Below are 14,093 nucleotides of genomic sequence, written 5' to 3'. Positions count from 1 at the left end.
CGCTCATCCCGCGGGTTAGAGTAAGAGCGTGAATTCAGAAAAGGTCGATGTCGCCCTGATTGGCGGGGGCATCATGAGTGCCACCCTGGCCACCCTGCTCGCCGAACTGCAGCCCGACTGGAACATCCAGGTCTACGAGCGCCTCGGCGAACTCGCTCAGGAGAGCTCCAACCCCTGGAACAACGCCGGTACCGGCCACGCAGCGCTCTGCGAGCTCAATTACATGCCGCAGGCGGCGGACGGCTCGGTGACACCGGAGAAGGCGGTGGCGATCAACGAGCAGTTCCAGATCAGCCGCCAGCTCTGGTCGCACCTCGTTGAGACGGGTGTGCTGCCCGAGCCCGAGAAGTTCATCAACTCCACCCCGCACATGACCTTCGTGCACGGCTCCTCCAGCGTGGACTACCTGCGCAAGCGCCGTGACGCGCTCGCCGACCAGCCGCTGTTCGCCGGTCTGGAGTACAGCGAGGACCCCGCCGTCATCGGCCAGTGGACGCCGCTGCTCACCAAGAAGCGCGCCGCCACCCAGAAGATCGCGGCGACCCGCATCGACTCCGGCACCGACGTGGACTTCGGCGCGGTCACCCGGTACCTCTTCGACTCGCTCCAGAAGCGCGGCGTGAAGGTGCATCTCAACCAGCAGGTCACCACCCTCAAGCAGCAGGACGACGGTTCCTGGAAACTCAAGCTGCTCAGCCTGGTGGGCCGGTACACCAACACCGTCGAGGCCAAGTTCGTCTTCGTCGGCGCCGGCGGGGGAGCCCTCGCGCTGCTGCAGAAGAGTGGCATCCCCGAGATCAAGGGCTTCGGCGGCTTCCCCATCAGCGGCCAGTTCCTGCGCACCAGCAACCCCGCCATCGTGGCGCAGCACCAGGCCAAGGTGTACGGCAAGGCCGCCGTAGGCGCGCCGCCGATGTCGGTGCCGCACCTCGACACGCGGGTGGTGGATGGCGAGACCTCCTTGCTCTTCGGCCCGTTCGCCGGGTTCAGCCCCAAGTTCCTCAAGCGCAGCACCTGGTTCGACCTGCCGTTCTCGGTGCGTCCGCACAACCTCGTGCCCATGCTCGCGGTGGCCAAGAACAACTTCGGCCTGATGAAGTATCTGATCGGCGAGGTCTTCGCCTCCCGGAGGGCCAAGCTCGAGGCGCTGCGGGAGTTCATGCCCACCGCGCAGGCCAAGGACTGGGAGCTCATCACCGCCGGGCAGCGCGTGCAGGTGATGAAGAAGGACGCCAAGGCCGGCGGCGTGCTGCAGTTCGGCACCGAGGTCATCACCTCCGCCGACGGCAGCATCGCGGGCCTGCTCGGGGCATCGCCGGGTGCATCCACCGCCGCGCCGATCATGGTGGACCTGCTCAAGCGCTGCTTCCCCAGCGATTACTCCCGCTGGGAGCCGCAGCTGCGCGAAATGATCCCCAGCCTGGGCACCAAACTCTCCGACAACCCCGCGGCCGCTGCAGCCAGCCTGGCCGCCACCGCCAAGACCTTGCACCTGACCGCGTAGCCCGCTCCGGTCGGCGGCGACCCATCCGTTGGTCGAGCTTGTCGAGGCCTGGCGACGGGATCTCGACAAGCTCGATCACCGAGTGGTTGCACCCTTGTCTTCAAGCGTTAGAGACCCCGTGCCCCGTCCGCTGATCGAGCCTGTCGCGACCTCGCGACCCGATCTCGACGCGCTCGATCTGCGAGTGGCCGGAATACTTCGCCCTGCCCGAAGCTTGGGTCCACAGTGAGCACTAGCGACGACACCCGGGCAACGTCCATCCGATGAGCGTGGATAGACGGGACGTCGGCTTCCGGTCCGAACGCGGGCCCATCCTCATCGCCCTGATGCTGACGACCGGGCTTGTCGCCATCGAGTCGACGATCCTTGCCACGGCGGTGCCCTCCATCGTGAAGGACATCGGCGGTTTTTCGCAGTTCCCGTGGCTGTTCTCCATCTACCTGCTCGCCCAAGCGGTGTCGGTGCCGGTGTACGCGAAGCTCTCCGATGTCATCGGCCGCAAGCCGATCCTCCTGTTCGGCATCGGGATCTTCCTGCTCGGCTCGATCCTGTGCGGATTCGCCTGGAGCATGCCCGCCCTGATCGCCTTCCGGGCCGTGCAGGGCCTGGGCGCCGGCGCCATCCTGCCGATGTCGGTCACCATCGCCGGCGATATCTACACCGTGGCCGAGCGCGCCAAGACCCAGGGCTACCTCGCCAGCGTGTGGGCGGTGTCCTCCGTGGTCGGCCCCACCCTCGGCGGGGTGTTCGCCGAATTCTCGTCGTGGCGCTGGATCTTCTTCATCAACATTCCCCTGTGCCTCCTGGCGGCGGGGATGCTCATGCGCACCTTCCACGAGACCATCCAGCACCGCAAGCACAAGGTGGATTACCTCGGGGCCACCCTGCTGATGCTCGCGCTGAGCGCCCTGCTCCTGGCGGTGCTCGAGGGCGGCCAGGCCTGGGCATGGGGCTCGCCACAGAGCATCGGCGTCTTCGGCGCCGGCGCACTGCTGCTGATCGCCTTCGTGTTCGCCGAGCGCCGGGCGGCCGAACCGGTGCTGCCGATGTGGGTGTTCTCGCGGCGGGTGGTGCTGACCAGCTCGCTGATCGGTCTGGGCGTCGGTGCCATCATGCTGGGGCTGACCTCGTTCGTGCCGACGTACCTGGAGGGCTCGCTCGGCGTCACCCCGATCCTCGGCGGTCTGGCCGTCGCGGCCCTGACCATCGGCTGGCCGATCTCGGCATCCCAGTCGGGGCGGCTCTACCTGCGGATCGGCTTCCGCGCCACCGTGCTGATCGGCCTGGCCATCACCGTTCTCGGAACGGTGACCCTGGCCCTCACCGCGGCAACCCCCGCGGTGGCCACCGTGGCCGTCTCGTGCTTCGTGATCGGCCTCGGACTGGGCCTGGTGGCCACGCCATCGATGATCGCCGCCCAGTCGAGCGTCGAGTGGGACGAACGCGGGGTCGTCACCGGAACAAACATGTTCTCCCGCTCGATCGGCAGCGCCGTGGGCGTGGCGATCTTCGGCGCCCTCGCCAACGCGATCTACGCGCTGCCGGGCAACACCGGCCACGGCCCCGAGGCCATCACGGCCGCGTCATCCGCCGTGTTCGTCGCCCTCGCGATCACCGCGGTCGCGACCGTGGCGGCGGCCTTCTACATGCCCCGCACCAAGCCGCTCGGCTTCGACCCCGAGCCAGTCACCCCCTAGCCGCCCGCTGCCGCCATCCGGTGTGCATAACTCCTGCAGTTTTTCTGAAATGGGTCCAAAACCGGTTGTTTGGGCTAGGTGTGGCGGGGATTGCACGAGTTATGCCGCCCCGTCGTCGTCGGGTCCGGCTCTGGCGGATGCCGTCAGCCCGCTTGCATCAAAATCGAACGTGTGTTCGACTAGTGGCATGCGCTGGAGTGGACAGGAACTGACGACCGAGCAGGCCGGGGCCCTGCCCGGCCTCGCCCGGCTGAACAACCTGGTGCGGAGCGTCCGCACCCCCGAGTTCGACGGCATCACGTTCCACGAGGTGCTCGCCAAGTCCGCCCTCAACCGGGTCCCCGGCCAGAGCGCGATGCCCTTCGGCTGGACGATCAACCCGTACCGGGGCTGTTCCCATGCGTGCACCTATTGCCTGAGCCCTGAAACCCTCATCCTGATGGCAGACGGGCGGCAAAAGCCCCTGTGGGACGTCAAAGTCGGCGAGGCCATCATCGGCACACGAGTGGAGGGGTCTTATCGTCGCTTCGTGCAGACCACCGTGCTTGCGGCTTGGAACACGCGCAAGCGGGGCCACCGGATCACTCTGGGCGACGGTACGGAGATTGTGGCGAGCGGCGACCACCGCTTTCTCACCGAGCGAGGCTGGAAGTTCGTCACCGGCTCGATGAGCGGCGATGGGCAACGTCCGTATCTCACCACGAACAATAAGTTGATGGGCTTCGGGCTCAATGGACTCACCGAGACAACTCAGCCCCAATACTTTGCGCCCAGTTATAGGCGGGGTTACCTGACGGGGATGATACGAGGCGACGGCATGATGATCTCCCGTGATTATCCGCGTCGGACGGGAGGCGGTAGCAAGGTGCGGCTGTTCAGGCTCGCATCGGCTGATCCTGAAGCGCTCAACCGCACCCGCCTGTTTCTCGACCAGGAAGACATCCACACGCTAACGCGGCCCTTTTCAGCCGCCTCCGAAACGCGGCGGGCGATCAACTCGATCTACTCGGGAAAGGCGGCGAACTACGCCCAGATCACCACACTGATTGCGTGGCCCGAGTCGCCGGATGTGGATTGGCATGCTGGGTATCTTGCGGGCGTGTTCGACGCCGAGGGATCGTGTTCGCAGGGAGTTCTGCGCATCAGCAACAAAGACGATGCGATTCTCGCCAACATTCAGAGGTCCATGGAGGTGCTGGGAATCGATCACGTGCTCGAGGACGCGAGACCGAATGGTGTTCGCTGCGTTCGAGTGACCGGTGGGCTGGCGATGCGGTCGAAGTTTTTTAACCTGAGCGGCCCTGCCATCGACCGTAAGCTCCCCATCGCTGGCAGAGCCGTCAAATCGGATGCCAAGCTTCAGATCGTGTCGATTGAAGACCTCGGCGCCACCATGGACATGATCGACATCACCACGGGCACCGGAGACTTCATCGCCAATGGCATCGTCAGTCACAATTGCTTTGCTCGCCCCACCCACAACTACCTCGACCTCGACGCCGGCAAGGACTTCGACAACGAGATCATCGTCAAGGTGAACGTGGCCGAGGTGCTCCGCAAGGAACTCGCCAAACCCAGCTGGGGCAAGCATCCGGTGGCGCTGGGAACCAACACCGACCCGTACCAGCGCGCCGAGGGGCGTTACCGGCTGATGCCGGGCATCATCGCGGCGCTCGCCGACTCCGGCACCCCGTTCTCTATCCTCACGAAGGGCACCCTGCTGCGCCGCGACCTGGACCTGCTCGCTGAGGCCAGCCGGCAGGTGCCCGTGGACCTGGCGCTGTCGATCGCGATCTACGACGACGCGTTGCAGCAGGCCGTGGAGCCGGGCACCCCGAGCACGAAGGCCCGGCTGGCGACGGTCACCGCGATCCGCGAGAAGGGGATGGACTGCTCGGTGTTCATGATGCCGATCCTGCCGTTCCTCACCGACACCCGCGCCCACCTCGACGAGGCCATGCGGCAGGCCAAGGCCGCCGGTGCCACCGGGGTGCTCTACAGCGCCCTGTACCTCAAGCCCGGGGTGAAGGAGTGGTACTTCCACTGGCTCGAGCAGGACCACCCCGAGCTGATGCCCCGATACCGCGAGCTCTACAAACGCGGCGCCTACGCCCCCAAGGAGTACCGTCAGTGGCTGGCCGAGCGCATCCACCCGCTGCTGCGCGCGCACGGGCTTGAGCGGCGCCGGGAGGACCCGGCGACCGGCGGCATCCGCTCGATGGCCTTGACCGGCGTGCCCGCGAGCGAAGGCGCCGGCCCGCAGGACAGCTTGGAGGTCCCTCTTTCCCTCATCGCCGCGGAGCTGCCCATGAATGTGGAACCGACCCTTTTCTGAACGTCCACTCGCGGGCACCAGCCTTGTTTGGTGGTTTGACGCTACCGTCGGTATTCCCATCTGGTCGAACGGCGCGGCGCGGCGTGGGTGGACGCTGTCGAGGCGGTTGCCTAACCCGTGCAGACTGCCCTGCTGCTTGACTAGAGCGCCTGAGCACTGCCGAGGTCATCGGCGCACTCCTGGCTGCGCACGCGGCCAGGGTGCCCAGCGAACCTCGCACCCGGCTGATCATAGATCCGTATGACTGGGAAGGGTCCGGCCAGGCTTCGTGCCCAGCGCGCATGGCGACAACCAACTATCAACTGCGAAAAAGAGGTAAATGGAAATTCCTGAAAGGTGCGCGCGGTCGCGCTAGACCCTAGCGACCTTGGCTCGACGCTCGTGCAGCAGCTTCAGGCAAGTTGTTCCGCAGATCGAGAAAACTCCAGCCTCGATCGGCGCGTCCTGACATCAGAAAACGCATTCCAGGCACGCGATTCACCGCCTCGTAGGCCAGTAGCGCAATGATGAGAGTGCTGGCAACCGTGACTACCCAGGCCACCACGCCTGTGATGCGTAGATCGATCAGTAGATTCCCAATCAGGATGATCAACGGTTGATGCAACAGATACACCACCAGCGACGCGTCTACTATCACTCTGACGAGCGAGCTCGGTTTGACGAAGACCTTCGATGCGATGGCGAAAACCACCGCTGACAGGGTCAGCCCTCCTACTGTCCAGGCGATCGACTGCAGTGAGAGAATCGCGGACGACTCGCTTGAAAGTCCTAGCTCGATGACCAGAATCACGGCTACGCATCCGAAGCCCACTATTGAGAGTGCCGGCATTGAGATGCGGGTGAATGCGCTCAGAAGGTCTGATCGCGTTGCGAGCAGACAACCGGTAAGGAATGCCGGCGCGAAGATGACAATGTTGCGAGAGATTAGGCCAGCGAATACCGTTCCGAGATCGAGAACCTGCCATGCAGCCAAACCCGCGCCGACCAGCATCGAGAGGACCACTAGATAGATTGCGATTCCGGCTACAGGGTGATTGATGATCCAGCTGACGCACCGGCCGACAATGCGAGATGTGTGTGAGCGCAACGGTGTCGCGAAGATTGCCGCAACGATGGCGCAGTAGATCAGGAGCTCTACGAGGAACCACAGGTGCATGGTCCAGTAGAACGAGGGCGGGAGCGCCTTCGACATAGCGAGGGCGAACGCTGACGACGATGACATCGTGTCGAAGTATCCAAGGGTGATCCACTGCAATGGATTCAGGATGATCATTCCAAATAGAAGGGGGATCCCGAGTCGCCTGAGTCGCCCTTTCCACCACCGGCCCGCAGGTCTCCTCCGAAGCATCATCACGGCAAAAAACCCCGCCACAATGAAGAATGCTGGCATACGCCACACATGCAGGAACTCCGACAGCGCGTAAAGAAAATTCGATTTGTCCGGACTCGTTACGAACCACGTCTCGCCAGAGAACGCGAGTGCCGCATGAAAGGGGATGCCAAGAAGAAGGAGACTGGCGCGAAGCCCGTCGAGGTAATCGATTCGCGCACGGCCGTCTTTGTTTTCTGTTATCTCCATCCGCGGATTTTAGCGGGATTGAGTTTCCTGCAGGTTTCTGGGCAAGGCAACACCGTCACTCTGACCCAGATTGTGGTGCTGTCGCACCGGGCAGTAGCGGGGCACCACGGTACGTCACTGCGGGGCGATCAGCCCTGAGCCGTGCCCTCAAGTTGCCTTGGCATTCGGTCTTGGGCTCACGGCCCTGGACGGGGTGGTGAAACGGCACCCGCGACCCGCGATGCACCGTGCCGTCGGAAATGACGAATTCTGCGAGTCTTTGACACGATCAAGTCAGGATGTGCCGACTGACACGCCCTCGTGCACCTGAGATAATCAGAGGCGGAGAGGGCGCGATGTCACTAGGGTTACCCGGCCACCTGGTTCAGGCCACGTTGAGCCGTGCCCTCGCGCGCGCGTCGCACTGGTTCGGCCTGGTCTGCCTGGCCGGTGCGCTGCTGTCGGTGCTTGCGCTGAGCGTGTCCCCGGTCACCGACCGGCTCCAGGTCACCGTCGCCGCGCTTCTGGGCATGGCCGCCATGCTCGCGCTGCTGGCCAAGTGGCGCACGGTGCCGCTCACCATCGCCTACCTGGTGCTCGGCGCGGTGTGTACCTATTTATTCACCGGCGCGGTGCTCGGCATGCCGGGGGTGTTCCCGTCCTCGGACATGTTCCTCATCTCCCTGCCCAAGATGGCGCTCATCATGGTCGGCGGCGCCGGTTCAGGGGCGCTCGTCGGCGTGCTGTGGAGCACCGTCGGATTCCTCCTCGCGGAGGTCGCCGCCACCCTGGCCGTCTCGCAGACCGCCGTGCCCGACCGGCCCGACGTGTTCACCATCGTGACCTACCTCTTCCTGGTGGCCGTGATGCTGCTCGACGGGCTCGCCCGCCGGCACGGTCGCGCCGCGCAGCCGGCCATCCACCGGGCGGTGCAAGACGACGAATCGCGCATCCTGCGCCACGACTTCGACGTGCGGGCCATCGCCCTGATGCACGACACCACCCTCAACCAGCTCGTCTCGGTGGCCCGCGCCAAGCCGGGTCCGCTCAGCCGCGGCCTCGAGGCCGGGCTGCGCGAGACCCTGCAGACCCTCGCCGACCGGGACTGGCTCACCCACGTCGACGAACGGAGCGCCGGCGCTCCGGCGGGCAGCGACGGATGGCTTTCCAGTGCCGTGTTCCGGGCCATCGACCGCAGTCGTGACCGTGGTCTCGTCGTCGACATCACCGGCGACAAAGAGGCCCTCGGCCGGCTCAGTCCCGAGAGCGATCGCGAGCTCGGCCTGGCCGTGCAGCAGTGCCTGGTCAACGTGCTGCTGCACGCCGGCATCGTCTCCGCCGAGGTGGTCATCGAGGCCGACGACCAGAACGTCTCGGTGATGGTGCTCGATGCCGGACGCGGTTTCATGGAGGCCGAGACCGGCTCCGACCGGTTGGGGCTGCGGCAGTCGGTGCGCAAACGCATCGAGCGACTCGGCGGCTCCGTGGTGATCTGGTCGCGCCCCGGCGCGGGCACCTCGGTACTGCTCACCCTGCCCGCCGGCCCCGCGCCCGCCAGCACCCCGGTATCTTCCGCGCCCACCCCAGACAGCACGCCCGGCGACCCGGCCGCCCCGGACACCGGCGCGTCCACTCCCTCCGGCACGCCCGACGGCGCGGTCGCCCCGTGATCGCCCGCCGCGCCACCCAGCAGCGCCTCGACCCGCTCGGCACCCTCGCCGCCTGGCCCCTGGCGCCCGCCGTGGCGGCCTTCGTGCTCTGCTACTCCGTGATCGCCACCGTGCTGCAGTCCGACCAGGTGCAGAATCCGCTGCTGGCGACCCTCGCCATCCTGGCCATGGCCGCGGCGGCGGGCACCCTGGTGATCGCCACACAGCCGGCGCACTCGCCCTTCGGCGCCCGGATGCACCTCATCATGGTGAGCCTGGCCGTGTTCGGTTACCTGCTCGAGCAGCTCAGCCGGTGGGGTGGGAACCTGCTCGTGCAAGACGACTTCGGCCCGGTCTGCATCGGCCTGCTCCTCCTCGCGCTGGCGCCCTACCGCCCCTGGCGGGAAATCATCCTCTCCGGTGCGGTCGCGAGCCTCATCGCCGTCGCGGTGACCCTGCCGCAGGCCGGATCGTTCCGGGTCGACGTGCCCATCGCCGTCTACGCGATCGTCTCGGCCATCCAGATCCTCGCGCCCGCCGCGGCCGGCGCCGCGTACTCGCGTCGCATCGTGCAGTCGATCCTCGCCTGGCAGGCGGATGCGCGCCGCGCCATCGTCGCCCGTACCGAGGAGGCCCGCGGCCAGATGGCCCGTGCCGTGGTGGAGCAGCAGGTCACCGCGCTGAAGTCCGGCGTGATCCCCTTCCTCACCGCCCTGCTCGACAAGGGCGCCGTCACCGCGCTCGACATCGCCCAGGCCGGCCATCTGGCCGCCGAGGTGCGCCGGAGCCTGGTCGCCGAGATCGACCGCACCTGGCTCGACACCGTCGCCACCCGGGAACGGGCCGCTCTCACCGAACGCGGCACACCGGGGCTGCTCGTCGTCGCCGACCCCGAGCATCGGGCCACGGCGTTCAGCGCCGAACAGCGGGCCGCAACGGCGGCGCTGATCGGGGCCCTCTGTGCCGCGCCCGGCTTCGACCCGCACAGCCTGGTCGTGCAGATCGCGGGGGCGCCCGGCCCGGCCGCCGCTGTCGCGCCCGCCGCCCTGCGGCCGCTCGGCGTGCTCGCCGCCGCACCCCAGCCCGCGCGCGTCGACACCATCACCATCCAGGCCGCCCTCGACCTGCCGCCGCGGCGGGTGCGGGCGCTGCTCCGGCCGTATCTGGGCGTCATCCGGGTGTCCTTCGCCAATGTGCGGGTCACCGTGCGGCGCCCGTCGTTGACCATCGAGTTCGACGGCCTGCGCACCGACGCCCGCCCGCCGACCGCGGAAGCGCCCGCGACCCCGGCCACCCCCACTGGGGTGCGCGCGCCGAAAGCCTCCCGCCAAGTACGCTGAAAGGTGAACGGCCGCTTGCGGCGCAATTCCGACAGGGCAAGGCGGTACCGGCGGTAATGGCGAAACTGTATTTCCGATACGGGGCGATGAACAGCGGCAAGAGCACCTCAATGCTCCAGGCCGCCTACAACTACGAGGAGCGCGGCCACCGGGTGCTGCTCACCAAACCGTCCATCGACACCAAGGGCGACCGCGGCATCCTCTCCCGCCTGGGCGTCACCCGCGGGGTCGACTTCCTGCTCACCCCCGAAACGGATGCGTATGCCGCGTTCCAGGAGCACCGCGCCGGCGTGCTCGCGGGCACCGGCCTGGACGTGAGCGCCCTGCTCGTCGACGAGGCCCAGTTCCTCACCGAACCCCAGGTGGATGACCTGCTGCGGATCGCCATCATCGAGAATGTGCCGGTGCTGGCGTACGGCATCCGCACCGATTTCCAGACCGTCGCGTTCCCCGGCAGCCGCCGTTTACTCGAGGTGGCGCACAGCCTGGAGGAGCTCAAGACCATCTGCCGGTGCGGGCGCAAGGCCGTCTTCAACGGCCGCAAGGTCGACGGGTCCTTCGTCTTCGACGGCGACCAGGTTGCCATCGACGGCGTGGAGGTCACCTACGAATCGCTCTGCGGCTCGTGTTACCTCGAAGAGAGCCACGGCGTGCTCAACAACCGCCGCCGCGAAGCGCTGCGGCACGACCCGGAGCATGGTGGCCAGGAGCGGGGGCGCTCAACCGACGGGAGCCCGCAGAACGCAGGCAGTTTCGTCGAGAGCGCCCCAGCCAGCCCCCCGGCGCGTTCCCCTTCACCACACTAAGCATCCAGCTCAATCGGTGGAAGCCGTCATTTATCAGGGCACCCGTTGCGGGGGCAGCGAGAGGAAGAGTATGCACAGGTACCGGGTCGCGTTGATCGACGACCACGAGATCGTCGCCCGCGGGTTCGCGGGTCTCTTCGACACCATCCCGGAAATCCACGTGGTGGCTACGGTCGCCACGGTAGCAGAGCTGCTCGACGAGGCGGGGGAGTCCCACATCGACCTCGTCATCCTAGACCTGCGGCTCTCCGACGGTTCCACGGTCACCGACAACGTCGACCGGCTCCGTGCCGCGGGTGCGGCGGTGCTCGCGTTCACCGGCGGCGACGATGCCCAGCTCATGCGGGCTGCCGCCCGCAGCGGTGTGCTCGGCGTCGTGCGCAAGTCCGAACCGGCCAATGTGCTCCTCGACGCTGTCACCCGGGCCGCGGCGGGCGACACCATCGCCTCCACGGAGTGGGCGGCGGCACTGGACGGCGACCCCGACCTGTCCGACGCCGGCCTCAGCCCCCGGGAACGGGAAGTGCTTTCGCTCTACGCGGCTGGGGCGAAGGCGCCCTTGGTGGCCTCGCACACCGGGCTGTCCGAGCTCACCGTGGTGGACTACATCCGCCGGGTGCGCTCGAAGTACGAACGGGTGGGCCGGCCCGCCAGCACCAAGATCGACCTGTACAAGCGTGCGTTGGAGGACGGCATCCTGCCGCTGCCCGGACGCTCATGAGCGCACAGGATCCGCCGGTCGACCTTCCTGCGCCGGTCGAGCCGACCCCGCTGGTCGAGCCGGCCCCACTGCTCGAGCCTGTCGAGACCAAGCCGGCCCCGCTGCTCGAGCCTGTCGAGACCCCCGTTCCGTCCCTCACCGCCACGGCCAACCTCACCCGGCTGCTCTGCATCGCCGTGGCGTGCGCGGCGGGCATTTTCGGCGTTCTCTCGATCGGCACCTTCACGGCGCAGGCCTGGCACCCGAGCCCCGAGCTGGCCGTGGCGGCCTGGGTCGCATCGTTCGGCCTGCCCGTGACGCTGGGGGTCTGTTCCCGGTGGGCGTCGGTGCGGATGCTGCGCCTGATCGTGGCCGCGGAAATGGTCTGTTTCGTGGCAATCACCGGATTCTGGCTGCTGGTGCGCACCGAACCGTTGCCGGCCGGGGCCGACATCCCCTGGGCAATCACCTTCACCGGGGTGCCCTGCGTGGCCGTGGCGATCTTCGCCCGGGGTGGAGCAGCTTGGGCGTTCACGGCGCTCGCCTGCACGCTGAGCGGTCTGGTGCGGTTCAGCACCTCGGCCGACGCCAACCCGGCCCTGATCGGCCTGGCCGACGGCCTGTATTCGCTGTTGCTAGTGAGCGTCTTCGTGGCCCTCACCCTCGCGGCCCGCCGGGCCGCAGCCCGCGTCGATGAAGCCACCCTGCTCACGCGGCAGGCCGAGGCCGGGCGGGCCGCCCGGGTGGCCCGGCGCGAGGAACGCTTGACCATCGCCGCCCTCGTGCACGACAGCGTCATCTCCACCCTGCTGATGGCTGGACTCGGCCGCACCGATCCGACCGTGGTGGCCGAGCACGCCTCGAAGACCCTCTGGCAGCTTGATGCGCTTCGCTCCCCGCCGGTGCAACCGGTCGTACTCGTGTCCGACCTCCTGCGTCGGCTCACTCGGCTGACCCGCCAGATCGCGCCGGAGGCAGTCGTCCGGGTCGACAACCCCGGCATGCCCGCCGGTACGGCGCCGGTGGAGCGCACGGTTCCGTCCGATGCCGTGGCGGCCATGCTCGGCGCCGTCGGTGAGGCGTTGCGCAACTCCGTTGCCTCGGCGGCGGGGCCGCCCCGTGTCTCCTCCAGAACGGTGCGGCGCACCGTGACGGTGGTGTCCACGTCCGATGGGTTCCAGGTGACGGTCAGCGACAACGGGGTGGGCTTCGATCCCGACCGGGTGCCGCCGGAGCGCCTCGGCATCACCGAGAGCATCGTGGGACGTATGCGGCGGGTGCCGAACGGTGCGGCCCACGTGCGCTCCCACCCCGGTCGCGGTACCGATGTCGTGATCGCCTGGGCCCCCGAGCGCAGCACGCCCCCTTCGCCGGCCGAGGCCACCCCTTCGCCGGTCGAGCCCGCCTCTTCGCTGGTCGAGCCTGTCGAGACCTTCCCGCGCGACCGCCGTTCCGCCGAGCGTCAGCCGGAAGCGCCGACGCCGAGCACGGCCAGAACCTACGCGCTCTCCCGGTCGCTGGACCTCTCCACACCGCTGCCCCGGCTTATTCTCGCGCTGTTCGTGCTCGTGCACGGCGTGCTCGCCATGATCGCCATCGTGCCGGGCCGGCCCTTGACAGAGATGGCCGCCGCCTACCTGGCGATCGTGTTCGCGGCAATATCGCTGATGCGCCCGGGCCGGGAGCCGTTTCCACGGGTACGGGTGGCTGTCGTGCTCGGCCTGTGCGGCATCGGCGCTGTTCTGATGTTCCTCTACCTCCCGCCGCGCAGCGGAGTTCCCTTCGCGCACTGGCACCTCGGCGCCATCACCCTGATCTTGGTGGTGTTGGCCGCCCGCGGCCAGATCCGGGCGGCCTGGATCGGCTACGCCGTGCTCGCGCTTCTCGCCATGGCGTGGGCCGTGGTCACCGGTCAGACGGTGGTGGCCGGCATTGAGCTGGTGATCCGGCACGCCGGCACCCTGCTCGCCGGCACCTTGTTCGTGGTGGGGCTGGACCGCACCGAGGCCACTTTGCGGGTGCTCACCCAGGACGACATTGCCCGCGCACGCGGCGACGCCACCACGGTGGCGGCCTTGGATGAACGTAAAGCCGAACTCAGACGGGTGAACCTGCTCGCCCGGCCCACCCTGCAGCTGCTGGCCGCGCCGCACGTGCTCACCGCGACGGAGCGCGCCCAGTGCCTGCTTGTGGAGGCGCGCCTTCGTGATGCCATCCGCGGCCGCGCCCTGTTCATGCCGCTGGTCACCGAGGCGGTCACGGCCGCCCGGCAGCGCGGCGTCGAGGTGACCGTGCTCGACGACAGCGGAGACAGCCCGCCCGACGGCCTCGCGGCCCTGGCCCGCACCGTCGCGGAGGTGCTCGGCACAGTGGGGCACGGTCGGGTCACCGTGCGGGTGCTTCCAGCCGGCCGACCCGAGATTGCGACCCTGGTGATCGAGTCAGGCGCCCAGCGCATCCTTGCTGTCGGCCCGGATGGCGCTGTGCGCGCCCCCTGAATGTCG

General features: G+C 67.7%; 9 protein-coding genes. 8 read left to right on the top strand and 1 reads right to left on the bottom strand.

All coding sequences use genetic code 11. The features are described 5' to 3' along the window. The first annotated feature begins 73 nt into the window (after positions 1-73). The 3 genes from DOE79_RS08940 (at position 74) to DOE79_RS20735 (ending at position 5,536) form a co-directional block, all read left to right on the top strand. Entirely contained in the window at positions 74-1,504 is a 1,431-nt protein-coding gene (locus DOE79_RS08940) for a malate:quinone oxidoreductase (protein WP_245977310.1), read from the top strand. A gap of 263 nt (positions 1,505-1,767) precedes the next feature. After that, entirely contained in the window at positions 1,768-3,201 is a 1,434-nt protein-coding gene (locus DOE79_RS08935; protein WP_120338207.1) for an MDR family MFS transporter, read from the top strand. 187 nt (positions 3,202-3,388) lie between these two features. Next, on the top strand, positions 3,389-5,536 hold the full coding sequence (locus DOE79_RS20735) for an intein-containing Rv2578c family radical SAM protein (protein ID WP_181445870.1): 2,148 nt from the start codon (positions 3,389-3,391) through the stop codon (positions 5,534-5,536). Positions 5,537-5,894: 358 nt separating this feature from the next. On the opposite strand, the gene DOE79_RS08920 is transcribed toward DOE79_RS20735, so the two are convergent. Then, positions 5,895-7,115, bottom strand: coding sequence for an acyltransferase family protein (locus DOE79_RS08920; protein ID WP_120338206.1), 1,221 nt, complete (start codon positions 7,113-7,115; stop codon positions 5,895-5,897). A 335-nt stretch (positions 7,116-7,450) separates the two neighbouring features. Between DOE79_RS08920 and DOE79_RS08915 the strand changes: the two genes are divergently transcribed. The 5 genes from DOE79_RS08915 (at position 7,451) to DOE79_RS08895 (ending at position 14,087) form a co-directional block, all read left to right on the top strand. Beyond that, positions 7,451-8,764, top strand: coding sequence for a sensor histidine kinase (locus tag DOE79_RS08915; protein ID WP_162942684.1), 1,314 nt, complete (start codon positions 7,451-7,453; stop codon positions 8,762-8,764). Further along, on the top strand, positions 8,761-10,083 hold the full coding sequence (locus tag DOE79_RS08910) for a hypothetical protein (RefSeq protein WP_120338204.1): 1,323 nt from the start codon (positions 8,761-8,763) through the stop codon (positions 10,081-10,083). The genes DOE79_RS08915 and DOE79_RS08910 overlap by 4 nt, the downstream gene beginning before the upstream one ends. A gap of 56 nt (positions 10,084-10,139) precedes the next feature. Then, entirely contained in the window at positions 10,140-10,889 is a 750-nt protein-coding gene (locus DOE79_RS08905) for a thymidine kinase (protein WP_120338203.1), read from the top strand. Between the two features lie 70 nt (positions 10,890-10,959). Beyond that, positions 10,960-11,610, top strand: a complete 651-nt coding sequence (locus DOE79_RS08900; protein WP_120338202.1) for a response regulator transcription factor — start codon at positions 10,960-10,962, stop codon at positions 11,608-11,610. After that, positions 11,607-14,087, top strand: a complete 2,481-nt coding sequence (locus DOE79_RS08895; protein WP_120338201.1) for an ATP-binding protein — start codon at positions 11,607-11,609, stop codon at positions 14,085-14,087. Before DOE79_RS08900 ends, DOE79_RS08895 begins: the two co-directional genes overlap by 4 nt. Positions 14,088-14,093 lie beyond the last annotated feature (6 nt).

The sequence above is a fragment of the Cryobacterium soli genome, from assembly GCF_003611035.1.
Classification (GTDB): Bacteria; Actinomycetota; Actinomycetes; order Actinomycetales; family Microbacteriaceae; genus Cryobacterium; species Cryobacterium soli.
This window is presented reverse-complemented; position numbering and strand designations above follow the sequence as displayed.